Annotated in this window: 17 protein-coding genes; 10 read left to right on the forward strand and 7 right to left on the reverse strand. The window is 67.4% G+C overall.

Annotated elements, in window-relative coordinates; genetic code table 11:
- Positions 1-36: 36 nt before the first annotated feature.
- From ACE3TL_RS00080 to ACE3TL_RS00090, 3 genes are all read left to right on the forward strand, one after another.
- Positions 37-1,707 (forward strand): DEAD/DEAH box helicase, encoded by a 1,671-nt coding sequence (locus ACE3TL_RS00080; RefSeq protein WP_374576619.1) that lies wholly within the window; start codon positions 37-39, stop codon positions 1,705-1,707.
- A gap of 1,575 nt (positions 1,708-3,282) precedes the next feature.
- A complete protein-coding gene (locus ACE3TL_RS00085; protein WP_374576724.1) occupies positions 3,283-4,008 on the forward strand; it encodes a restriction endonuclease subunit S in 726 nt (241 codons plus the stop codon).
- A 234-nt stretch (positions 4,009-4,242) separates the two neighbouring features.
- Positions 4,243-5,217 carry a hypothetical protein gene (locus tag ACE3TL_RS00090; protein ID WP_374576620.1) on the forward strand — a complete coding sequence of 325 codons (975 nt, stop codon included), beginning with the start codon at positions 4,243-4,245 and terminating at the stop codon, positions 5,215-5,217.
- A gap of 84 nt (positions 5,218-5,301) precedes the next feature.
- Here ACE3TL_RS00090 and ACE3TL_RS00095 read toward each other — a convergent pair whose 3' ends face one another.
- The gene (locus ACE3TL_RS00095; RefSeq protein ID WP_374576621.1) at positions 5,302-6,174 is read right to left on the reverse strand and encodes a GDSL-type esterase/lipase family protein; all 873 of its coding nucleotides are present in this window, start codon (positions 6,172-6,174) and stop codon (positions 5,302-5,304) included.
- The gene (locus ACE3TL_RS00100) at positions 6,171-6,776 is read right to left on the reverse strand and encodes a TetR/AcrR family transcriptional regulator (RefSeq protein ID WP_374576622.1); all 606 of its coding nucleotides are present in this window, start codon (positions 6,774-6,776) and stop codon (positions 6,171-6,173) included. The genes ACE3TL_RS00095 and ACE3TL_RS00100 overlap by 4 nt, the downstream gene beginning before the upstream one ends.
- A 316-nt stretch (positions 6,777-7,092) precedes the next feature.
- Here ACE3TL_RS00100 and ACE3TL_RS00105 point away from each other — a divergent pair, with 316 nt between their 5' ends.
- Positions 7,093-9,429, forward strand: coding sequence for a TonB-dependent receptor (locus tag ACE3TL_RS00105; RefSeq protein ID WP_374576623.1), 2,337 nt, complete (start codon positions 7,093-7,095; stop codon positions 9,427-9,429).
- 131 nt (positions 9,430-9,560) lie between these two features.
- Positions 9,561-11,732, forward strand: coding sequence for a beta-N-acetylhexosaminidase (locus ACE3TL_RS00110; protein WP_374576624.1), 2,172 nt, complete (start codon positions 9,561-9,563; stop codon positions 11,730-11,732).
- Between the two features lie 4 nt (positions 11,733-11,736).
- Here the strand turns inward: ACE3TL_RS00110 and ACE3TL_RS00115 are convergent, their stop codons facing one another.
- Entirely contained in the window at positions 11,737-13,083 is a 1,347-nt protein-coding gene (locus ACE3TL_RS00115) for a flavin-containing monooxygenase (RefSeq protein WP_374576625.1), read from the reverse strand.
- 145 nt (positions 13,084-13,228) lie between these two features.
- Here ACE3TL_RS00115 and ACE3TL_RS00120 point away from each other — a divergent pair, with 145 nt between their 5' ends.
- Entirely contained in the window at positions 13,229-13,912 is a 684-nt protein-coding gene (locus ACE3TL_RS00120) for a DsbA family protein (protein ID WP_374576626.1), read from the forward strand.
- On the opposite strand, the gene ACE3TL_RS00125 is transcribed toward ACE3TL_RS00120, so the two are convergent.
- Genes ACE3TL_RS00125 through ACE3TL_RS00135 form a run of 3 tightly spaced genes read right to left on the reverse strand, consistent with a single transcriptional unit; the run spans position 13,909 to position 17,819 of the window.
- The gene (locus tag ACE3TL_RS00125; RefSeq protein ID WP_374576627.1) at positions 13,909-14,853 is read right to left on the reverse strand and encodes an ornithine cyclodeaminase family protein; all 945 of its coding nucleotides are present in this window, start codon (positions 14,851-14,853) and stop codon (positions 13,909-13,911) included. The genes ACE3TL_RS00120 and ACE3TL_RS00125 overlap by 4 nt on opposite strands.
- A 4-nt stretch (positions 14,854-14,857) precedes the next feature.
- Entirely contained in the window at positions 14,858-16,297 is a 1,440-nt protein-coding gene (locus ACE3TL_RS00130) for an alpha-L-fucosidase (protein ID WP_374576628.1), read from the reverse strand.
- A gap of 37 nt (positions 16,298-16,334) precedes the next feature.
- Entirely contained in the window at positions 16,335-17,819 is a 1,485-nt protein-coding gene (locus tag ACE3TL_RS00135; RefSeq protein WP_374576629.1) for a flavin-containing monooxygenase, read from the reverse strand.
- A 193-nt stretch (positions 17,820-18,012) separates the two neighbouring features.
- On the opposite strand from ACE3TL_RS00135, the gene ppc reads away from it, so the two are divergent.
- The 3 genes from ppc to ACE3TL_RS00150 all read left to right on the forward strand — a co-directional run bounded on the left by ppc (position 18,013) and on the right by ACE3TL_RS00150 (position 21,547).
- Positions 18,013-20,712 (forward strand): phosphoenolpyruvate carboxylase, encoded by a 2,700-nt coding sequence (ppc, locus tag ACE3TL_RS00140; protein WP_374576630.1) that lies wholly within the window; start codon positions 18,013-18,015, stop codon positions 20,710-20,712.
- A 74-nt stretch (positions 20,713-20,786) separates the two neighbouring features.
- Positions 20,787-21,140, forward strand: coding sequence for a DUF1428 domain-containing protein (locus tag ACE3TL_RS00145; RefSeq protein ID WP_374576631.1), 354 nt, complete (start codon positions 20,787-20,789; stop codon positions 21,138-21,140).
- Between the two features lie 59 nt (positions 21,141-21,199).
- Positions 21,200-21,547 carry a PRC-barrel domain-containing protein gene (locus tag ACE3TL_RS00150; protein WP_374576632.1) on the forward strand — a complete coding sequence of 116 codons (348 nt, stop codon included), beginning with the start codon at positions 21,200-21,202 and terminating at the stop codon, positions 21,545-21,547.
- A 54-nt stretch (positions 21,548-21,601) separates the two neighbouring features.
- On the opposite strand, the gene ACE3TL_RS00155 is transcribed toward ACE3TL_RS00150, so the two are convergent.
- Positions 21,602-21,931 (reverse strand): hypothetical protein, encoded by a 330-nt coding sequence (locus ACE3TL_RS00155; RefSeq protein WP_374576633.1) that lies wholly within the window; start codon positions 21,929-21,931, stop codon positions 21,602-21,604.
- Between the two features lie 261 nt (positions 21,932-22,192).
- Here ACE3TL_RS00155 and ACE3TL_RS00160 point away from each other — a divergent pair, with 261 nt between their 5' ends.
- Positions 22,193-23,308, forward strand: a complete 1,116-nt coding sequence (locus tag ACE3TL_RS00160) for an MlaE family ABC transporter permease (RefSeq protein ID WP_374576634.1) — start codon at positions 22,193-22,195, stop codon at positions 23,306-23,308.

Here is a 23,308-nt window from a genome sequence, read left to right on the forward strand (position 1 = left end):
CCGATAGATAGCGAAGTTGGTTCGGGAAAGGGGCTTATGAGACTGACGGCCTACCACGCCAAATACGCGGCGCATGACCTGACCAAGCAGGCTCCGCCGGGCGCGGAAGACCAACTCTCGATGTCGCTATTTGACGCTTCAGTCGATCTCAACCCACACCAGATCGAAGCGGCGATGTTCGCGCTGCAGTCTCCGCTCTCGGAAGGGGTCATCCTCGCTGACGAGGTTGGCCTCGGCAAGACAATCGAAGCGGGCATCGTGCTCTGCCAGAAATGGGCGGAGCGAAAGCGGCGGCTTGTCATCATCTGCCCGGCGTCGATCCGCCAGCAGTGGGCCAACGAGCTAGCCGAAAAGTTCAACCTCCCCGCTATCGTTATCGACGCCAAGACTCACCGCGCCATGCGGCGAGAAGGCCACGCTCTCCCCCTGGAGCAGAAGGCCGTCGTGATCCTCTCGTACCATTACGCCGCAAAGCTGCAGGACGAGCTTCGCCACATCGCCTGGGATCTGGTCGTCATCGACGAAGCGCACAAGCTGCGCAACGCTTACAGGCCCAGCAACCGGATCGGTCAGGCTCTGCGCTGGGGTACCGAAGGGCGCAAGAAGCTGCTGCTAACGGCCACGCCGCTGCAGAACAGCCTGATGGAGCTCTACGGGCTCACTTCGTTCATCGACGAGAACATCTTCGGGGACCCGAACGCCTTCCGCGCGAGGTATGTGAACGCAGGGGGCGACATCCCGGGGTTGCGCCAGCGGCTGGCGACCTTCTGCAAACGCACCCTGCGCAAGCAGGTGCTTGAGTACGTCCGTTACACCCAGCGCCGAGCCGTCACTCAGCCGTTCTGTCCGACGGACGTCGAACAAGCCCTCTACGAGGCCATCTCGAAATTTCTGCAACGGGAGGACAGCTACGCGATCCCAGCGCGGCAGCGGCACCTAACCGTCCTGATCCTGCGCAAGCTGCTGGCCTCATCCTCGCACGCTATCGCAGGCACGCTCACCGCGCTCTGTCAACGGCTGGTGGACCTGCGCGATGGCGCCGAACCCGACAATAACTGGACCGACGAGATCATCACCGCCGAAGAGATCGAGGAGGAATTGCTCGACGAATGGCTATCTGATGAAGACGAGGCCAACGCCGCGCCCACCATCCTTGACCCCGTGCGGCTCCGGTCGGAAATCGACGAGCTCGCGGCGCTCGCTGAGATGGCCCGCACCATCGGCACCGACACCAAGTCCCAGGCGCTGCTGACTGCGCTCGACGTCGGATTTGCGGAGCAGAGGCGCATGGGCGCGGCCCGCAAGGCGCTGATTTTCACCGAATCGCGGCGCACCCAGGACTATCTCTACGCCTTTCTTGAAAAACACGGGTACGCGGGCCAGGTGGTGGCGTTCAGCCGCCTCCGACATCGCCGTGCTCGTGGCGGCGATCGGCGTCGATGCGCCGGCCTTCGCCGACGCTACGGCCTGGCTGCTGCACCACAGGCTGCTGCTAGCGCCGGACGACCTGCGCACGCCTCACCAGCGCTTCGCGATCGTCGCCCTGCGGGCGATCCTCATGGGTCAGGACCGTCCGGGTCGCGAGGCGGTGGGCGAACTCCTGAACCGCACGCTCGCGTCGCCCGGCCATCCGATCCTCGGGCTCCATCGCTTGCTCTCGGAGTGGCTGCACCTCGACCAGAAGTATGTGTGGACGCAGCTCGTTGACCTGGCGCGGATCGAACCGTTGATCGCGCGCTGCTGGTCCGCGGTTTCGCCCATCGAGCGGCGCGACGCGATGATCCTGCTCACGGGCCTGCACAGCTACTTGCCCGACGGGCTGGCCGAGCGCGCGCGCGACCGGCGCGAGTTGTTGCGGGACTGGCTCTCCCGGCCAGAGCATCCGACTGGCCAAGCCATCGGCTGGTTCGTCAACGCGGTGCGGTACAAGGACGAGGACCTGGCTCGCGAACTCATCTGCGCCGCCGACACGATCGCGGTGGCGGCCGCCGTGTCCGCCGCCACCGTCGAGACCGCCTATGAGCTCGCCGGGATCTTCGACCACACCCACACGACACGGACCGAGGCCTGGAACACGGCGGTCGCGGCCGCGCTGGACCGCCCCGCGCTGCTCCGCCTGGCCCGGAATTGGCCGGCTGACGAGGACCTCTTCGCCTATGCGGAACTGATCAACGCCCTGGCCACCGTCGAGCCAAACTTCGCCCTCGAGATGGCCGAGGCGTTCACGCCGGCCGTCCGGCACGGGCTGGCGAGGGATCCGATCGACACCTTCCACGCCCTCAACGACGTCTTCTCGCATGTCCTGCGGGTGATAGACGTCCTCGGCTTCTACCGCGGCAAGAACGGACCCGATCCACGACGCAAGGCGATTGCTCGGGGTTTTCTCGCCGACCTCGACGCAAAAGCACTCGCCGCCACGATCTCGGCCGCGCCGAAGCGCAGCTTCCAGATGGCGGCCTGGCTGCTCGACCTGATCCACGACCTGGACCGACCGCTCTTTCAACGGACGGTGCGGGCAGTAGACCTGGAGCGGTTGAACCGCACCATCGGCGAAGACTGGGGTCGCCCCTTCCACGACCTCGAGGTTCTGCTTGCTGTGATCTGCCAGGACAAGGTCGTCCTTGATCGCGTGCGGGACCTGCTCGGTCGCAACGCGGGGCACCTCCGGATTCTGCCCGCGCGGTTCGCGCTGTTGTTTCCGGAATTGGCAATCGCCCATCTCGCGTCCGGCGGCGAGATTGACCTCAGCCGCTGGAGCCTGTTCGCCCGGCGCCATGCCGACGCCTTCATCCGCCTGGTCGCGGTGGAAAGACCGGACCTTCTCGACGTCTTGCTGCGCCCGAGCGAAGAGGAATGGGCCAAGGCTCTCTCGCAGCGGGATCCGAGCTTCTATGAGGACGGCGCTGCCCTCCTGGCCGTCCGCGCGGAATTCGCGCCCGCCGGCCTGCAACGGATGCTGGAAAAGGTCGACGCGGCGACGGCCTCGGTCGGGTGGCGCGCGGCCCTTGCGAAAGGCGGAGAGTCTGCCCGTTCTGTCGCATATCTCGTCGAGGCGGCCATCGGCCGGGCCGACGCCTCTGGCGAGCTCGCGCGCGAGCTGCGGAAGCGGTTTCCGAAGGCATCTTTGCCGCCGCCGTCGAAGCCGGATCTAGCGACCTAGCGACCGCTGGCTGGATCACACAGGCTTGATACTGAGCTGCTGGAAGAGCGCCGCGAAGTCGGCGGCTCCTAACCGCCGCATTTTCGGGTGAACTTACTGCAGATTGGCGTTTAGCGGCGGGCCTGCCAGCGCCACAGCCCGCTAGCGTCGGATCGGTAGCGGAGATCACTTCCGGATTCGGATTCCCGAAAAGCCGCCAAGGAAAGACCACGGGTGATTTTCCATTCGCAAAGGTGAGCGACATTTCGCGAGCAGTCGCGGAAAGCGGTGGTCGATTGTCGACGGCTGTAAACTACGTCGATAAGAGCGATCTAAAATTTCTGAGAGCTAGACCTGTTCCGAAAGACTCAACGGTTTTTGCAAAGATCGGCGAGGCACTTCGCCTAAATCGTCGTGCGATTACAGAAACCGAAATAATACTTGACAACAATTGCATGTCCCTGACGCCTGACACAGAAAAGGTGCTGCCGAGATTCTTGTACATCTTCATGCAAACCATTGACCTGTCGCCTTTTGCCGTCGCGACTGCGGTTCCTTCAGTTCGCCGCGGTGATGTAGCTGACTTAGAGCTACTCTTGCCTTGTCTTGAGGAACAGACCGAGATCGTTCGACAAGTGGATGCGATGACGGCCGAGATCGACCGCCTCGTGGCCGAAGCCGCCGCCGCCCGTCGCCTACTGGACCGCCTCGACCAAGCCATCCTCGCCAAGGCCTTCCGCGGCGAACTGGTCCAGCAGGATCCTGCCGACGAGCCCGCCAGCGTCCTGCTGGACCGCATCCGCGCCGAACGCGCCGCATCGCCCGCCAAGGCCCGGCGCGGACGGCGCGCGGCGGCGGCGGTTTCCTAAGGCATTCGAACTGTTCGCGCCTAATCTGACGTCCCGGAAACCGGGTTCGGATCCGCGGCGGGCTCGGCGCGTGGGTCGGCGATGAGGCCCTGCCGGGCGCCCGTTCAGCTAGCTGAGACCTACGGCGTAAGTGGAAACGGGCTCGCCAAAATCTGTGACCGCGCATCCATTCCGTACCCACCGCGCGGCTATTGGGCCAAGCACGCGGCCGGGAAGCGCCTGCCGCAGCCCAAGTTGCCGTCGCTCAAGAACGCTCCCTCGTACCCGATAATCATTCGTCCGACGCCACAGCCGATTCCGCCGCCTGATTTGCCAGTGGCGGTGAAGGAAATGGCGGAAGCCGCGCGTGCTGAGACTACCAAGTCCCCAGTCTCAGAGCGTCTCACCAAGCCACATCCGATCATCGTTCGTTGGCTCGCTGAGCACGACGAAAAGAAGCGACGGGCGCGTCAAGAACGCGATCCTTGGATGAAGAAGTTGATCATGCCTGCCGAGTACACCGAGCAGGATCGTCGGCAGCACCGGTTCTTTGACGCACTATTTAAAGCGCTCGAGCGCAACGGAGCCACGATCAAGCAAGGCGATCGCAATGAACTGATCGCCCTTATGCAAGGCGAACAGATTCAGTTCCAGCTTCGTGAGAAGCACAAACAAGGCCGTCGCGCACTAACCGCCGACGAAAAGCGATGGGCTTCGCCAGGGGCGAAAGATTGGAAGCAAGAACTCACGCCAACGGGCAAACTGTTATTCGAGGTCAAGACCTACCTTCCGGAAGGTATGAAGTCCCAATGGTTGGAGACCGACGACCTACGTATCGAGGACATGTTGCCGGAGATCGTCGCCGCGTTTGTCGCCGCAACACCTATGCTTGTCGAGCGTCGCTGTGCACGTGAGGAAGCTGAGCGCGCTCGCGTCATTGCGGAACAACAGCGTTACGAGGCGCAGCAACGTCGAAAGCGGGACGCCAATCGATGGCGACGCTTCAACGAACTTGCGCAAGACTGGAAGGACCTCGCGCAAGCTCGGGATTTCCTGAACTTTCTGAAATCCTTGCCGGCAGACTCGGACGTTGAGATTGACGGCCGTACAATCGCCGATTGGCTGGAATGGGCAGATGATTGGCTACGCCGCGCAGATCCCCTAGCGGAGGGATTGACCGGCATCTTTCAGTCCGTGAGTTCAGTGAATGAGTGGGACTACCGCAACTAACGGGAGACCAGTCCCCTGCGCACTGCCCACGCCACCATTCTTCTCACCAGATTTACACTTCGCGCAGGCTCGCCAGCGGCCTGCCTAGGGCCGGCTCTCGTGCAGCGCCGTCCGTCTCGGTCCCCGTCGTCGCGCTTCTTCCAAGGCGGCTTCGGCAAGGGGGCGCATGACGGCGTAGCCGGCGCGGTTGGGGTGGACGAAGTCCTTGCTGAACGACGGGGCCATGGCGCCCGCGGGGGTCGCCATCGCCGCGTGGTAGTCGGCGAAGGCGTAGCCGCGCTCGGCGGCGAACGCCTTCAGCCAGGCGTTCAACTCGGCGATCTGCGCCGCCGGCTTCAGCTCCGCGCGCCAGAGGAAGCGGTCGGCCGGCGGGACCGCGCCGATGACGACGGCGACGCCGTTCGCATCGGCCATGTCCGCCATCGACTTGATATTGTTCTTGAAGTCTTCGGGCCGGCTGGGGCCCTGATTGCCGGCCACGTCGTTCGTGCCGGCGAGGATGTGCACCACCTTGGGCTTCAGGGCGACGACGTCGGCGAAGAAGCGTAGCAGCATCTGGGCGCTGGTCTGGCCGCTGATCCCGCGGTCGAGCCGTCGCGCGTCGAAGAAGCCAGGATCGGCCACCTTCCAGAGCTCGGTGATCGAATCGCCCATGAACACCGTCTCGACATCGCGCGCCGTGGCGTTCTCCTGGCGGTAGCGGCAGAGGTCGGCCCAATCGACGGCGGCCTTCTGCGCCTTGGCCGCCTCGGCGGCCGCGCCCCGGGCCGGCTCCATGGCACGGGCCAGCAGCGCCGGCGGGAACGGGGCGTCGGCGACCAGCGCCTCGGAAATCTCCTGGCCCAGGGGATCGGGGGCGGCCGGCGGCGGACATGGATCGGCGACCATGCCAAGCGGCGCGGCCGCCGCGCCGCCGCCCAGCGCCAGGGCCATCGCTCCGACCAGCAACCACCTCATGTCTCGGCCCTTCCGTGCAATGTTTCCATCAGGCGTCGCAGCAGCAGGATCGACTCGCGCACGTCGCCGACATCGGGCTCCAGCACCTGCGAGATCGACAGCCCCCGCACCGCCCAGACGATCAGACGCATCTCCGCCGGGGCGGCGGCGTAGTCGACGTCGAACCACTTGATCAGCCGCCGGCGCGACTCCTTGGAAATCCGCGCCAGCACCGGGGCCAGCTTCTCGCTCATGGCCGGATCGCTGCGCGAGCCTTGCAGGATTTCCAGCACCGCCACACCGGCTGGACGGCTCAAGGTCTCCCACACCGCCTCGGGAATGGCGAACACCCGCTCCTTCGGGTCGGCGATAGCCCCGAACCGGCGGTCGTAGAGCTCCATCTCCTCCTCGAAAGCCGCCTCCACCACCGCCAGCATCAGGTCGGCGCGGGTCGGGAACTGGTGCAGCATCGCGCCGCGGCTGCCCGAGCGTTGGGCCACCAGCGAGGTCGTGGTCGCCGCATAGCCGTGGGCATAGAGGCAGTCGATCGCCGTCGACAGCACCTTGGCCCGCGTCCTGGCGGTGCGTTCGGCCTGAGTCATGCGGCGGGGACGTTCGCTCATCGGGCTCGCAATTCGGACACTCGTGATTCCGGAAGATCACCGGCACTATCGGCGTTCGGAGCGCCGCTGGGCAAGGCTCGCCCGCAACTTACATGCGGGATTGACCGAATGTAAGTTCTCGACTTAGGGTCAGGCCGACTCCGGGGCATCGGGTCGAGTTTCCAAGACAGCGCCGCCGCCCGCGGCCGCACGTCCCAGTACAGCGAGGTCATCGGCACGCCTGCGCGCCAGCGTTCGGCCGCCGATGATAACGATTACACAAGAAAACTTCCGGCGTCCGCCTTGGCCGCCGCGCAGAATAAAACGGGGAGCAAACATGCCTATCTCTGCACGCCGCGCCTTCATGGCGTCGTCCGCCCTCGCCTTGATGGCGGCTTGGCCCGCCGCGGCGCAGTCCAGCGACACGGGCCTGCTGGCCGAAGTCGTCGTCACCGCGCAGAAGCGCGCCGAAAACGTCCAGGACATTCCAAAGCCGGTCCAGGTGGTCGGCGCCGACGAACTGGCCAAGAGCAACGTCACCGAGATCGCCGACCTGCGGAAGCTGGCTCCGTCGATTTCCGGAAGCGGCCTGTCGATCCGCGGCGTCGCGACCTCGGCCTCCAGCATCGGGGCGGAGAACAAGGTCGGCGTCACCCTGGACGACGTGCCCCAGCCCTCGCGCGCGACGCTCGCCAACAACCTCATCGACATCGACCGCGTCGAAGTCCTGCCCGGACCGCAGGGCACGCTTTCGGGGCGCAACGCCACCGGCGGTCTCATCAACCTGGTCACCCGCTCGCCGTCCAGCGTCTGGACCGGCTTCGCCACCGCCATGGTCACCGACGACGGCGAGCGCCAGTTCGGCGCCTATGTCTCCGGGCCGATCAACGACTGGGCGGCCTTCAGCCTCTCGGCCTATTCGCGCCACACCCAGGGGGTGCTGACCAACCTGACCACCGGGACCGACACCTATTCCGAGGTCAACGGCCTGCGCGGCAAGCTGAAGCTGACGCCGACGGAAAACCTCACCGTCACGCTCACCGCCTTCCACCAGCAGCGCAATGCGGTCGAGCAGGGCCTGGGCGCCCTGATCCTCGGCTATTCGTCGGTTCCGGCCTCGCAGATCTTCACGCCCTACGATTTCAACAATCCGCGCCGGCCGTATTCCGAGCTGCGTCCCGCCCCGGTGAGCTTCGGCGTGGACGGCTTCGCCTCCCCGCGCGACTCCAAGAGCCGCACCATGGACGACGGCGGAGTGCTGCGCTTCGACTACGCGCTGGGCGACAACACCCTGACCTCGATCACCTCGTTCCTGCGCGAAACCAATCCGGCCACCACCGACCTGACCGCCTCGACCCTGGTCAACATGGCCATGCGCCCCGATTTCGACGGCTTCGCGCACATCTACAACAAGACCAACTACGTGACCCAGGAGGTGCGCCTCACCTCCCCCACCACGACCGACCTGCAATATGTCGTAGGCGCCTTCTATTCGAAGACCGAGAACACCTACGACTACACGCGCTTCCTGCTGCCGGTGGATTGGCATCGGGTGTTCGGCCAGGAGGCCTTCGCCCTCTTCGGACACGTCTCCTACAACGTCACCGACAAGCTGACCGTCGGCGGCGGCCTGCGCTACGAGAGGGACAAGATCGACTACAACTGGGTGTTCAACCCGATCGAGGCGACCAGCCGGCGGCTGGAGAACGGCCTCACCATTCCGTTCCCGAAGATCAACGACCTGATCGTCAGCCAGGGCGACGCCGACGGGGACTACGTCAATTACGACGTCTCGGCCCAGTATCACCTGACCGACAACGTCATGGCCTACATCACCTACGGCAAGGCTTCGCAGGGGCCGGTCTACGACGCCGAGGACAACACGGTGGCCATGGTCCGACCGCTGACCGCGCTCGATCCGGAAAAGGTCAAGGCCGTCGAGGCCGGCCTGAAGACCGAATGGTTCGACCGCCGGATGACGCTGAACCTCAACTACTTCGACAGCCGCTACGAGAACTATCAGCTCCAGACGATCCTCTACGACGCCACCATGGCCAACACGATCCCGGTGCTGAAGCTGGCCTCGGTCGGCGAGGTGCGCACCCACGGCGTCGAGTTGTCCAGCGCCGCGGTCGTCAACGCGAACTTCCGGGTCAATGCGGCGGTCTCCTATACCGACGCCAAGATCGAATCCTTCCCCTACGCCCCTTGCTACACGGGCCAGACGGCCGCCCAGGGCTGCGAGACGATCGTCGTTCCAGGCGAAAGCACGGCCCGGCCCGTGCAGCGCGACCTGGCCGGCGCGGCCCTGGCCAGCGCGCCCAAGTGGCGCGGCACGATCAGCGGCGCCTACACTTTCCGCGAAGTGCTGGGCGACTACGACATGATCGTAAGCGGCACGCTCCGCGCCCAGAGCAAGTCCAACACCGACCTGCTCGGAGATCCGGCCAAGAACCTGGCCGCCACCACCTTCGTCGATGCGGCGCTCAGCCTGACCAACGGGACCTACAAGTTCGACCTGCTGGCCAACAACATCTTCGAGGAAAGCGCCGAGACCTACGGCTCCACCTTGGGGATATTCCTGCCGCCGGCCGGGACGCAGATCCGCACCCGCACGGGGATCAGCCGCGACAACACCCGCTACTTCGGGGTCCGCTTCACAGCCACCTATTGATCCCGCCTCCTGTCGGCGGCGCGTAGGGCCTTTCCCCGACGCGTCGCCCTTGGTCCGGACATGCCCCCGGACCGCCTGGCGGCGGTCGCTCCCTGCGCCGCCGCCAGGGACATTTTCAGCAGAGGCTGCCCATGCCGATCCTTCGCCGTCCCGCCGCCGCCCTGGCCGCCGCCTGCGCGCTCGCATTTGCCGGTGACGCCGCGGCGGTCTCCCTGATGCCCGCGCCGCAGTCGATGGTCGAACACGAGGGCGTCCTGGCCATCGCCGGCCGGTTCGCCCTCGCCTGGACCGGATGCCGCGAGCCGAGGCTCGACCGCGCGGCCGAGCGCTTCCAGCGCGACCTGGGACGGCTCTCGGGGATCGAGACCTTCGCCGCCGCCGGCCCCAGGCTGGAAATCGCCTGCCGCGCGGCCGATCCTGGCGCTCTCACCCTCCAGGCGCGCGAAGCCTATCGTCTCCAGGTAAGCGCGCAGGGCGTGAAGATCGACGCCGACGGCCCGGTCGGCGTGCTGCGCGCCCTGGCCACCTTGCGCCAGCTCGTCGAGACCGGCCCCGACGGCGCGGCCGCCCTGCCCCTCATCGAGATCGACGACCGTCCGCGCTTCGCCTGGCGCGGGGTGATGATCGACACCGCCCGCCACTTCATGTCGATCGAGAGCCTAAAGCGCCAGATCGACGCCATGGAGCAGGTCAAGCTCAACGTCCTGCACCTGCATCTCAGCGACAACGAAGCCTTCCGCGTCGAGAGCCGCCGCTATCCACGCCTGCATGAGGTCGCCGGCCACGGCCAGTTCTACACCCAGGCGGAGATCGCCGATCTGATCACCTACGCCGCCGACCGCGGGGTGCGCGTGACACCGGAGTTCGACGTTCCAGGCCATGCGCGCGCCATGACGCTGGCCTATCCCGAACTCGCCTCGAACCCGGCCGGCGCGCCCGCAGCCGGCGCCCAGGTGCTCAACCCCGCCTCGGAAGACACCTATCGCTTCGTCTCCCGCCTGTTCGACGAGATGGCCGGCCTGTTCCCCGACGCCTATTTCCACATCGGCGGCGACGAGGTGCCGGACGAGGCCTGGGCGGGCGACCCGCAGGTCGAAGCGCTCAAGGCGGCCCACAACCTGACGACCAAGGCCCAGGTCGAGGCCCATTTCCATCGCCGCATCCATCAGGCCCTCGCCCGTCGTGGCAAGATCGTCGTCGGCTGGGAGGAGGTCATCGACACCGGAACCCTGCCGCGCGACGTGGTGGTCCAGGCCTGGCGCACCTCCAACGCGACAGCCCGCGCCACCGCGCTGGGGCACAGGACCATCGTCTCGGCCGGCTACTATCTGGACCTGCTGAACACCGCCGCCTTCCACTACGGCGTCGACCCCGCCGACACCTCGACCGCCGGCATTAGCCCGGCAGACGCGCAGGCCGCCCGCAAGCTGCATCCGCTGGTCGCCAGGTTCGTCACCGACGGGGTGATCGTCCAGCCTATGGCCCCGCTGACGCCCGAGCAGGAGGCCCTGGTGCTCGGCGGAGAAGCGCCGCTCTGGGCCGAACTGGTCAGCGACGAGATGCTCGACAGTCGCCTCTGGCCGCGCGCCGCAGCCCTCGCCGAACGCTTCTGGTCTCCGCGCGAGACCCGCGACGTGGCCGACATGTACGCGCGCCTGGCCGTCCAGCAGGATCGCCTGCGCCGTCTTGGCCTCGAGGACGAAGCCAACCGCGCCCGCATGGCCTCGCGCCTGGCGCCGGGGGCCTGGGGACCGCTGCTCGACCTGCTCGACCTCGTGGGTCCGGCCCGCAACATGGCTCACGACCAGCGCGTCCCCGCCGCCATCGCCGGCAAGAAAATCGTCCAGCACCTGACCGCCATGGCCGACGCCGCGCCGGTCGACAGCCTGGTCGCCCGCGCCTTCCTGGCCCGCGCCGACCGTGCGGCCCTGGGCGATGCACAGGCCCGCGCCGCCGTGCGCGCCGATTTCGAGGTCTGGCGCGCCAACCATAGCCGCATCGCCGCCCTGGCCCAGGATCACCCTGCGGTGCGCGAGGCCCTGCCCGTCTCCGCCGACATCGCCGAGATGGCCGCGGTCGGCGTCCTGGCGCTCGACGCCCTGGAGGCTGGCGCGCCGCTGGCGCCTGACGCGGCGGCCCGCGCCAAGGCCGTCCTCGACCGGGCCGACGCCTTCGAAGCGGCCTCCGCCAAGCCGATCTTCTCGTTCTTCGGCAAACGCCCGCCGGCCGACCTGATCATCATGGTCACACCAGGCGTCCGCCGCCTGGTCGAGGTCGCAGGAGATCGCGGAGCGGCGCCGTGAGGCGTCATCTGCGCCCGCGGCGCAGTTCCTCGCGCAGTTCCAGGCCGTAGAGCGCCGGGTTCCAGGCGTTGCGGCCGAGGATCGGACGAGCCCGCCGCACGCGGGCCTTGCGCGAGGGCGGCCGATAGGCGCCGGTGAGCATCTTGGCGACGAACTGGGCCTGCACCTCGGCGATGGGCCAGAACGCCCCGGTCGGCCGGCTGACGCCGACGAAGAAGATATCTTCGCGCTCGGGCGCGACCACGCCCATGAAAAGGCTGAGGTCCTCGCCGCGGGTGTCCACGACGCCGGGATCGAAATAGGGATAGGTCAGACGATAGCCGGTCGCGCAGAGCACCAGATCCGCGGCCTGCCGCGATCCGTCGCTGAACACCACCTCGCCGCCGTCCAGGCGTTCGATCCCCGGCCTTGCCTTCACCGCCCCGCTCTCCAGGGCGCCGACGATCTCGTCGGAGGTGGTGGGGCGTTTCGACAGCGGGTGTTCCGGCGGCGCCGGCATGCCCAGCGCCTGCAGCCGCGCCATCCGCGCCCCGAACATCGCCTGGATACGGCGCTTGGCGATCTGCTGGAACGCCGCCTGACGAGCCCAGGTCGGCAGCAGGTTGAACCGGCGGATGACGGGGTCGGCCGGATGGGTCATCGGCGCCGCGTCCGACGCGGGCGCGCCATTGACCGTCTTTGGCAGGATCCAGGTCCCGCCCCGCGCCGAGATATGCACCGACGCAGCCCCGCCCGCGGCAAGCTCGCAGGCCAGTTCGCAACCGGTATTGCCGATGCCGACCACGACGACGTGCTTGCCGCGCGCATCGAACGGCGTCGTCGGATCGCGGTAGTCCTGGGCGTGGAGAACCGCGCCGTCGAAAGCGCCGTCCCACTTTGGAATGCGCGCGTCCCAATAGCTGCCGCTCGCCGCAACGAGCGCATCGAAGGCTTCGGTGCGCGTCTGGCCGTCCGCCGTGGTCAGCGACACCTCCCAACCGCCGCCCGCGCGCGGCGCGGCGCGGGTGACCGTGGTCTGCGTATGGATAGCGTCGCGGAAGCCGAAGGCGTCGACATACGATTCGAGCCAGGCGCGAACCTGCTCATGGCTGGGATAGGCCGGCCATTCGGCGGGCATTTCGAAGTCGCTGAAGCGGCTCATCGGCTTGGTGGTGTTGGTCCGCAACGAACGGTAGGCGGCCGCACGGCCGTTGGGATTGTCGATCACCCAATGGCCGCCGACCACAGGCGACATCTCGAAACACGACGCCTCAAGCCCGGCCTGGCGGAGGGTCTTGACGGCGGTGAGTCCCGAGGGACCCGCTCCAACGATGCAAACACGCTTCGCCACCGACCGCTCCGCCCCTGCCACGACGCCGAACCCGTCGTCAGCGCTACGGAACGGTGACTTAAGTGCGAATGACTTTCAATATCAGAGTTGTTCCTGGTTCCGGACGAGACGCCTCGCGGCGTCTTTGACTGTCCAGCACGCGCCGCAACCCGCATAAGGTCCGGCCATGAGCGTCTCGCGGTTGTTTCAACACATATCTCAGGCGGCCGAAGGCCGTCCGCTGCTGACCGTGGTCGTGCTGACGAGCCTCGGAGCCCTGGTCGCGCTCGGCCTGCGGCTGCAAGGAGCTCCACCGAAAGCCTTGACCCTGACGTCGGTGGTGGAGTCGGTACTGCGCGATGCAGGCTCGCCGCGGGCCGGCGCGGCCGACGCGGATGTCGTGGTCGTGGTGTTCACCGATTATCGCTGTCCGGTCTGCCGACGCACCGACGGCGCACTGGAGCGTCTGCTGGCGTCGGACCCGCACGTGCGCGTGCATTTCAAGGACTGGCCTATCCTGGGCGAGGCCTCGCGCCTGGGCGCGCAGGCGGCGCTGGCGGCCGAACGCCAGGGCAAGTACCTCGCCCTGCATCGCGCCCTGATGGAAGACCCCGCGCCGCTAAGCGCCGAGCGTCTGCCCGAACTCGCCCGGAAGGCTGGACTCGATGCGGATCGGCTGGCGCGCGACATGGCCGAACATGGGCGCGACATCGACGAGCAGTTGAACCGCCACGCCGCCCAGGCCTTCGCCCTGGGGCTAAGAGGCACGCCGGCCTATCTGGTCGGCCCCTATCTCATCGAGGGCGGCCTGGACGAGCGCAGGCTGGATCGCGCGGTCGCCAAGGCGCGGCGGGCCGGACCGCCCCGCTAGATCGCGCCGCGATAGAGCGCCCAGGCGCTGGCGAGGTCCTGAACGATATGGCCGAGCGACTTGTAGACCGTGATCTGGCGCGCATCCTGCCGCCCCTCGACCTGGCCGGCCAGCACCTCGCCGATCTCGCCAGCCAGGTGAGCGTCGTCGACGAGGCCCGCAGCCTTGGCGTTCAGGAACTCGGCTCCCTGGGCCAGCACGCCTTCGCGGCTGTCGACGATGAAGCGCGAGAGCCGCACGACTTCGTTGTCGGCCTCGGCCGGGCCGGCGCGGCTGGAGCCGACGAGATTGACGTGGGCGCCGGCCGGCAACCAGGCGCCGCGCAGGATCGGTTCGGACGCCGCCGAAACCGCGCAGACGATGTCCGCCGTCGCCACCGCTTCACGCACGTCGGCGGCGACGCCGACTTCGACGCCCAGCTCGGGCGACATGTCGCCCGCGAAGGCTTGGGCGCGCCGAGCATCGCGGCCCCAGACCAAGGCCTTCTCGATAGGCCGGACCTGGGCGATGGCCCGCAGGTGGGCGCGCGCCTGCTCGCCATAGCCGAGGATGGCGAGTTGAGAAGCCTCCGGCCGCGCGAGGGCGTCGGTCGCCACGGCGCTGGCCGCAGCCGTGCGGATGGCGGTGACTTCGCCGGCATGGACCACGCAGACCGGCGCGCCGCTTTCCGGCTCGAACAGCACGATGACGCCCTGGTGCGACTGGCGGCCGGCCGCGAAGTTCTCCGGATAGACGCTGACGATCTTGGCGCCGAACGGCGCATGTTCGCCCAGGGCGCCCGGCATGACCCCGAACATCCGTCCCTCGGCCAGCGGAAGGATCGAGCGCAGGAGTTGGCGCGTGCGGCCGGTCGAAAAGGCGATCATCGCCTCGCGCACGATGGGTATGGCGGCCTCATAGGTCAGCCGTCGCGCCACCTCTTCCCGATCGATGAACCGCATGGCTTCAGCCCGCGCCCTGGACGACCACCGCCGGGGCGAAGGCGCCGTCAAGCGGCGCGGCGAACGCCAGCCGCACCCCCTGGTCCGTCCTGTGGACCTCGACCGGCGCGCCGTCCGACAGCCGCCGCGCGGAGCCTGCGAAAGTCACGCCTTCGATCTCGATCGCCGCGCCGACGGGGCTGCTCATGGGAATGACATAGAGGTCGCGGCCGCGGCGGGTGAAGCGCACCGCGCTTCCATCGGCCGCCACGCCGTCCGCCGCTCGCCAGGGCTGCGCGCCGTAGATCGCCTCGCCATTGGCCCGAAGCCAGGCGCCCATGGCCGCCAGTCGGCGCAACTGCGGTTCGGGAACCTGCGCGTCCACGCCTCGCGGCCCGATGTTCAGCAACAGGTTGCCGCCCTTGGATACGCAGTCGATCAGTTCGCCCAGTAGGTGCTCGGCGCTTTCATAATCGGCCTCGGTGTCGTTGCGATTGAACCCGAAGGAATGGCTCATGCCGCGGGTCGCCTCCCACTTGCGATCCTGCACGCTGTCGAAGCGGACATATTCCGGGGTGCGGAAATCGCTGTGGGGCACCGGCGGCGGGACGACGCCGTCCGTTCCGCCGTTGCGCGCGGCCTGCTTCTCGATCCGCCGGTCGAGAACGCGGCGGGCCAGCTTGAACCGCAGCAGCTTGGCGGCCAGGGTCGGCGTCGTCCAGCGGTCGTTGACCACGCCCTCGGGAACAGCCGCATAGTAGTGGTCGAACAGCGAGAAGAGCTCCCGCTGCGTGCCGGGCCAGGAGATGTCGTTCCAGAGCACGCTGGGCTGATAGCGTTCGATCAGTTCGCGCGCCTGAGCATCGGCGTAGGCTGGATAGGCGCCGCCGGGGACCGAGCCCACGAAGTCCATCAGGGTGCGAAGCGGCTCGGGATTGAAGCTCCAGTCGATGCCGCCCGAATAATAGACCCCGAACCGCAGGCCCGCCCGACGAACCGCGGCGGCCAGTTCGCCGACGATGTCGCGTTCGGTGGTCCAGCCGTGGCGATGCGGGTTCGCGACCCTGGACGGCCAAAGGCAGAAGCCGTCGTGATGCTTGGTCACCAGGACCACATAACGCGCGCCCGAACCGGCGATGGCCTCGGCCCAGGCGTCCGGGTCCCACTGGCGCAAGCCCGCCAGGAACGGCGTGCGGAAGTCGTCATAGGGCGCGCCGCCATAGGTCTGACGGTGAAACTCGGCCGAAGGCGTGTCCGGCGACTTGATCGCGTTCTCGTACCACTCGGTATAGGGCGAGAGCGCCACCGCCCGGCGATAATCGGTCTTGAAGATGTCCGAGATCTTGCCGACACGCGGCGCAAAGGCCGGGATCGAGAACAGGCCCCAATGGATGAAGACGCCGAACTTGGCCTCGTCGTACCAGGCGGGCGGCGTCCGCCCCATGAACGCCGCATCCTGCGCCATCGCGCCCCTCCCCCTTGTTCGCCCCGCTCGCCGGTTTTCAGGCGGCCATGTCACGCCGCGCGGCGGGCTCGGGCCGGGAGAACACCATGGCCCCGTCCTCAAGCGAGCCGAAGCGCAGGGCCATCATGTCGAGCGCATAGTTCTGGTGCAGCTTCCAGGGCTTGCGGGTTCCCTGCTTGGGGAACTGGGCCAGCGCCCGCTGGACATAGCCGGACGAGAAGTCCAGCCACGGCGCCTCGCCGACCGAAGGGTCGCGCTGGGGCGTGCAGATCGGCTGGCCGGTCCGCTCCATGTGATCGAGCAGGCGGCAGACATATTCGCACGTCAGGTCGCATTTCAGCGTCCAGGAGGCGTTGGTGTAGCCGAAGGCCGAGGCGAGGTTCGGCACGCCGCTGTACATCATGCCCTTGTAGCTCATGGTGTCGGCCATGTTCACGCGACGGCCGTCGACCACCACCTCCATGCCGCTGAGGAGCTGCATCTTCAGACCGGTGGCGGTGACGATGACGTCGGCCTCCAGCTCCTGGCCCGACTTCAGCTTCAACCCGGTCTCGGTGAAGGTTTCGATCTGGTCGGTGACGACGGAGACCGAGCCGGTCTTGATCGCGTCGAACAGGTCGGCGTCCGGCACCAGGCACAGCCGCTGGTCCCAGGGATTGTAGCGCGGCGTGAAATGGGTCTCGACGTCGTAGTCGGGGCCCAGATGCTCGCGCACCATGCCGATGATCCGCTGCTTGGTCTTTTCCGGCTTCTTGCGCGCCAGATTGTAGAACAGCATGCCGAACAGCACGTTGCGCCAGCGGGTGATCCCATAGGCGAGCTTGGCCGGCAGCCTGGCCCGCAGCCAGTTGGCGCCCGCATCCTCGGCCGGGCGCGAGACCACATAGGTCGGGGAGCGCTGCAGCATGGTCACGTGGGTGGCGGTCTTGGCCATTTCCGGGACCAGGGTGACGGCGGTGGCGCCGCTGCCGATCACCACGACCTTCTTGCCCGAATAGTCCAGGTCCTGCGGCCAGTTCTGCGGATGGACGATGGCGCCCTTGAAGCGCTCGGTCCCTTCGAAGTCGGGCGTGTAGCCCCCCGCGTAGTCGTAGTAGCCGCTGCACATGAAGAGGAAATTGCAGGTCAGGCTGACGGCCTGCCTGTCCGGCCCGACCTCGGCCTCGACCGTCCAGCGGGCGTCGGCCGAGGACCACGAGGCGCGCGCCACGTGATGGCCGAAGCGGATATGCCGGTCGATGCCGTTCTCCACGGCGGTGTCGCGGACATATTTGAGGATCGAGGGGCCGTCGGCGATGGCCTTGGCCTCGCGCCACGGCTTGAAGGCGTAGCCCAGGGTGTACATGTCGCTGTCGGAGCGGATGCCTGGATAGCGGAAGAGGTCCCAGGTGCCCCCGATCGCCTCGCGCCCCTCCAGGATCGCATAGGTCTTGCGTGGGCAATTGGTCTGCAGGTGATAGGCCGCTCCGACGCCCGACAGGCCGGCGCCCACGATCAGCACGTCGAAATGTTCGTTCGCCAAGCCGAAGCCCCCAAGGCTGCAAGATGAATTGGCAGGCATGATGCGCCCTTGGGCCACGTTCGCCAACCGCAGGCGCATATTGCGATCAACGATACGCGAAGACCGCGCCTTGCGGGCGACGTCCCGGGCGAGCGGCTGTAGAAACGCCCGGCGTTCCGATGCAGCGTGACGACGGGCCGGGAGTTCAAGCGTGATGGACAAAGCGGAAAAGTCGGCGCCTTCGGAGCTGAGGACCAGGGTGCGGTTGCTGGGCCGGGTGCTGGGCGACGTCATCAAGTCGCAGGACGGCCAGGCGCTGTTCGACCGCATCGAAGACATCCGCAAGACCTCGGTCGCGTTCCACCGCGACGGCGGGACCGCCAACGCCGCGCTGCTGGAGGAGCGGCTGCGCAGCCTCGACCTGCGCGAGACGGTGCGCTTCGCTCACTCGTTCGCCTGCTTCCTGCAGATCGCCAATATCGCCGAGGACTACGTCCAGCGCCTAAAGGCCGCACCGGGCGATGTGCGCGCCGACACCCTGGCCGGCAGCGTCGAGGCTCTGGCCGCCGAGGGCGTCGACCGCGCCGCGGTGGCCCAGATGCTGCAGACCGCCGCCATCGCGCCGGTGCTGACCGCCCACCCGACCGAGGTGCGCCGCAAAAGCGTCCTCGACCGCGCCGGCGCCATCACCGCGGCCCTCAGCGCCTGGGAGCAGGCGGCGAGCGAAGCCGCCCGCCAGGACCACGAAGTCGAACTGCTGCGCGAGGTGGCGATCTTCTGGCGCACCCGCCTGTTGCGCGACGTCCGGCTGGGCGTGATCGACGAGATCGAGACCGCCGTCTCCTATTTCGAGCGCAGCTTCCTGGCCGAACTGCCCCGGCTCTACGCCCGCTGGACGCGGCAGCTTCAGACGGGCCTGCCAAGCTTCCTGCGCATCGGCTCGTGGGTCGGCGGGGACCGCGACGGCAATCCGTTCGTCACCGATGCGGTCCAGCGCCAGGCTTTCGCGCGGCAATCCCAGGCCGCCTTGCAGAACTATCTCGACCGCATCCACGCCCTTGGCGCGGAGCTTTCGATCTCCAGCACCCTGGCCAAGATCAGCCCCCCGCTCCAGGCCCTCGCCGAACGCAGCGGCGATACCTCTTCGCAACGGCAGGACGAACCCTATCGGCGCGCGCTGCGCGGAATCTACGCCCGGCTCGCGGCTGCCTATCCGATCCTGACCGGCGAGGCCCCGCCCCGCCCCTCGCCGCTGGCCGCAGAGCCCTATCCGGACGCCGTGGCCCTGAAGGCCGACCTGCAGGTGATCCTCGACTCGCTGGTCGAGAACCATGGCGAGATGTTCCGCGCCGGCGCCCTGGCCGACCTGATCCGCGCCGTCGACTGCTTCGAGTTCCACCTGGCGACGCTCGACCTGCGCCAGAACTCGGCGGTCCATGCACGGACCCTGGCCGAGTTGATGGCCGCTGCGGGCGTCTGCCCCGACTACGAGGCGCTGGACGAGGCGGACCGCTGCGAACTGCTGCTCGGCGAACTAGCACACGGACGCCTGCTCTATTCGCCCTACGCCCGCTACAGCGAGGAGACGCAGCGCGAATACGGCGTGCTGGCCCAGGCGGCCCGCTCGCGCGCGCTCTACGGCCCCCACGCGATCCGGGTCTACATCGTTTCGAACACCACCTCGGTCTCGGACCTGCTCGAGGTCTATGTCCTGCTGAAGGAGGTGGGCCTGTTCCACCCTGGCGAGACGCCCCGCACCGAGGTGTTCGCCGAACCGCTGTTCGAGACCATCGGCGACCTGCGCGCCGCGCCCCAGACCATGCGCGCCTATCTCTCCCTGCCGCTGGTCCGCGCCTTGCTGGCCGAGGGGCGGTTGCAGGAGGTGATGATCGGCTATTCGGATTCCAACAAGGACGGCAGCTACCTGACCTCGACCTGGGAACTGCACCAGGCGAGCCGCGCCCTGCTGGCGACCACCGACGAACTGGGCCTGCGGCTGCAACTGTTCCATGGCCGGGGCGGCACGGTCGGCCGTGGCGGCGGCTCCAGCTACGAAGCCCTGCTGGCCCAGCCGGAAGGCACGGTGCGCGGCCGCATCCGCATCACCGAACAGGGCGAGATGGTCGCCAACAAGTACGCCGACCCGCAACTGGCCGATCAGAGCCTGGAGACCATAACCGCGGGCGTGGTGCTGGCTTCGCTGCGCCGAGATCCGGCCGAGCGGCTGGGCGAGCGGCACGCGCCGATCCTCGACAGGCTCTCCCAGGCCTCGATGGAGGCCTATCGCAGCCTCGTCTACGAAACCCCTGGATTCGTGGACTATTTCTATGCGGCCACGCCGCTGACCGAGATCGTCGAGCTGAACATCGGCAGCCGGCCGGCTTCGCGCCAGCCGACCCGCAGCATCGAGGGCCTGCGGGCGATTCCGTGGGTGTTCTCCTGGTCGCAATCGCGGACCATGCTGCCCGGCTGGTACGGTTTCGGCGCGGCGGTCGCGGCCTCCGGGGTCTCGCTCAGCGAACTCAACGACCTGCACGAGGCTTGGCCGTTCTTCGCCACCACGCTCTCGAACATGGAGATGGTGCTGGCCAAGAGCGACATGCACATCGCCCGGCGCTACGCCGGCCTTGTCGAGGACAAGGCCCTGGCCCGCTCGATCTTCGAGCGCATCGAGGCCGAATGGGAGCGCACGGTGGAGGCCCTGCTGGCGATCAACGGCCAGACCGCCCTGCTGGGCCGCAATCCCGAGCTGGCCGAGGCGTTGCGAACCCGCCTGCCCTATATCGATCCGCTCAACCACCTGCAGATCGAGCTGATCCGCCGGCGGCGCTCGGGCGACGGCGCAGAGGCCGTTCGCGAAGGGATTCACCTGACCATCAACGGCGTCGCCGCCGGCCTGCGCAACAGCGGCTGAGAAATTTCCACCGGGCTGTCGGATCGGATCGCCCGCCGGCGTCCTTTGGCCCTGACCACTCGAAGGAGAACGCGATGTCGTATGTCGATGGCTTTGTCCTGGCCGTGCCGAAGGCCCGCCTGGAGGACTACAAGGCGCTGGCCCGCCTGGCCGGCTCGGTCTGGAAGGAGCACGGAGCCCTGGCCTATGTCGAATGCACCGGAGACGATACGCCCTATGGCGAACTGACCTCGTTCCCGCGCGCCGTCCAGGCCAAGGACGACGAGATCGTGATCTTCTCCTGGATCGTCTATCCCTCGCGCGCCGCGCGCGATGAGATCAACGCCAAGGTGATGGCCGATCCACGCCTGAAGAGCGATGCTTCCAAGGTTCCCTTCGATGGGAAACGCATGATCTTCGGGGGCTTCGAAGCGTTCGTCGAACTTTAGCGTGGCGGCGGATCGAACGGCCAAGCTAGACGTTGAGACGCCGAAAGCCGGAGGAAGCCATGAGTCTCGACAGCCTGATGATCCGCAGCGCCAACCTGCTGGGCGCGCCCCTGAAGGACGCCGCCGGCAAGAAACTGGGCGTCATCCGCGAGATCTTCTTCGAGCGCGACACCGGCCAGGCGCGGTTCGTGGTGCTGGAATTCGGCGGCCTGTTCGGGTCGAGCGGCAAGTTCCACCCGATCCCCTGGCGGGCGCTGCGCTACGACGAGGCCTCGGACAGCTATCAGACCGACCTGCCCAAGGACCTTCTGAAGAACAGCCCGGCCTATGACCGCGACCAGCTCAACGACACCGCCTACGCGTGGAGCGAACAGGCCGAGCGCTATTTCCGCGTCGACCCGATCTGACTTGAGATTTCAGGAAGGCCCTGGAAATCAGATAGTTACAGGAGAAAACTCGCGTCAGGCACGGGCTTCGCGGTTCATCGGCGGCTGATGCTCTTCGATGACGTCTTCCTGCTCGGCCACGCGGACCGCGCTGCGGACGTTGAGGCGCGTGAGGACGTCGGCGTCATCGCCGTACTGGTCCCGGGCCTGGGCGAGCTGATCGCGCCAGGCCAGGCGCGCCAGGCTGTCGGTTTCGCCCGCATAGAGGATGTCCACGCCCTTTCCGGACGCGGGCTTGCAGATGATGTAGTTCGCGCCCGCAGGCGGCAGAATCCGATCCTCTTCGAGGGCGGTATAACGGTAGAGGTTTCCGGACTTGCCGATGATTTCGACCTGACGGGCCAACGCACGCTCCCGACGTTCTTGTAGACGCTCCGAGGCCGGATCACCGCCCTCGCCCCCTTGTAAGGCGGGTGACTTGGGCGAAAAAGGGGCCACGTGCTGCGACCAGACATCATCTTGCCGCAAGACGCAAATGGCGCCGGGGGATGTCGGAACAACCTTCGCCATAAGGCGTTCGGCGTCTTGCGGTCGCTCTGCTAGGTTGTCCGCCCGGTCGTTTCGAGTCACGTGAACGCCGGCTGCCGTAGGCCACGACGCGAGTTCATGAAACTTCCCGCCGACTTCGCCCTGACAGAGACGCCGGACGGCGCCAAGGCCGTTCTCTCCGGGGAATGGACCGCGACCGACGCGGGCGATGCGGCCGCGCGCCTGGCCGCGGCGGCGCGCGCAACCCCTCTGCAAGCCGTCGATCTCACCGGGGTCGGCCGCATGGACACCGCCGGCGCCTACGCCGTGCTGCGGGCGCTGGGCCAGAGCGCGGACGAGGACCGCATCGAGGCGCGGCCGGAGACCCGCCGCCTGCTGGAACTGGTGCGCAATGCGGCCGCCCAGAAGCCGCAGAAGCGCCGGGAGCCGCGCGGCTTCTACGAACTGATGATCCGCATCGGCCGGGGCGTGTTCGACCTGGGCGCGGAAATCTTCGAGACCATGGTGTTCGTCGGCCACCTGCTGGTGGTCATCATGCGCACCATCGCAAATCCCTCCCGCATCCGCTGGGCCGCCTGCACCTCGCTGGCCGAGCGCGCCGGCCTGGACGCCATTCCGATCGTCACCCTGACGGCGTTCTTCATCGGCGCGGTGGTCGGGCTGCTGGGTGCCAACATGCTGCGCCAGTTCGGGGCGGAGGTGTTCGCGGTCGAGCTGATCGGCATCGCCGTGATGCGCGAATTCAACATCCTCATCACCGCCATCCTGCTGGCCGGGCGCTCGGCCTCGTCCTTCGCCGCCGAGATCGGGTCGATGAAGATGAGCCAGGAGATCGACGCCATGAAGGTCATGGGCGTCGATCCGTTCGAAGCCCTGGTGTTCCCGCGTTTCGCCGCCCTGCTGGCCATCATTCCGCTGCTGACCTTCGTGGCCACGCTGGCCGGCCTGCTGGGCGGACTGATGGTCACCTGGAGCGTGCTGGGCCTGGGGCCGTCCTTCTTCCTGCAGCGCATCCTCGACAATGTGGGGGCGACCCATTTCTGGATCGGCCTTTCGAAGGCGCCGGTCATGGCCGCCGTGGTCGCCGGCATCGGCTGCCGCCAAGGCATGGAGGTCGGCGGCGACGTCGAATCCCTGGGCCGCCGGGTCACCTCGGCCGTGGTGCAGGCGATCTTCGCGATCATCCTGATCGATGCGGCCTTCGCCCTGCTCTACATGGAAATGGATATCTGA

Source organism: Phenylobacterium sp. (genome assembly GCF_041920015.1).
GTDB lineage: Bacteria > Pseudomonadota > Alphaproteobacteria > Caulobacterales > Caulobacteraceae > Phenylobacterium.

Bases quoted from the DNA above. Each gene is read 5' to 3' on its own strand.
- ACE3TL_RS00080 (WP_374576619.1), top strand. From the start codon at position 37: ATGAGACTGACGGCCTACCACGCCAAATACGCGGCGCATGACCTGACC.
- ACE3TL_RS00095 (WP_374576621.1), bottom strand. From the start codon at position 6,174: ATGAGGTGGTTGCTGGTCGGAGCGATGGCCCTGGCGCTGGGCGGCGGC.
- ACE3TL_RS00100 (WP_374576622.1), bottom strand. From the start codon at position 6,776: ATGAGCGAACGTCCCCGCCGCATGACTCAGGCCGAACGCACCGCCAGG.
- ACE3TL_RS00105 (WP_374576623.1), top strand. From the start codon at position 7,093: ATGCCTATCTCTGCACGCCGCGCCTTCATGGCGTCGTCCGCCCTCGCC.
- ACE3TL_RS00110 (WP_374576624.1), top strand. From the start codon at position 9,561: ATGCCGATCCTTCGCCGTCCCGCCGCCGCCCTGGCCGCCGCCTGCGCG.
- ACE3TL_RS00120 (WP_374576626.1), top strand. From the start codon at position 13,229: ATGAGCGTCTCGCGGTTGTTTCAACACATATCTCAGGCGGCCGAAGGC.
- ACE3TL_RS00125 (WP_374576627.1), bottom strand. From the start codon at position 14,853: ATGCGGTTCATCGATCGGGAAGAGGTGGCGCGACGGCTGACCTATGAG.
- ACE3TL_RS00130 (WP_374576628.1), bottom strand. From the start codon at position 16,297: ATGGCGCAGGATGCGGCGTTCATGGGGCGGACGCCGCCCGCCTGGTAC.
- ppc (WP_374576630.1), top strand. From the start codon at position 18,013: ATGGACAAAGCGGAAAAGTCGGCGCCTTCGGAGCTGAGGACCAGGGTG.
- ACE3TL_RS00145 (WP_374576631.1), top strand. From the start codon at position 20,787: ATGTCGTATGTCGATGGCTTTGTCCTGGCCGTGCCGAAGGCCCGCCTG.
- ACE3TL_RS00150 (WP_374576632.1), top strand. From the start codon at position 21,200: ATGAGTCTCGACAGCCTGATGATCCGCAGCGCCAACCTGCTGGGCGCG.
- ACE3TL_RS00160 (WP_374576634.1), top strand. From the start codon at position 22,193: ATGAAACTTCCCGCCGACTTCGCCCTGACAGAGACGCCGGACGGCGCC.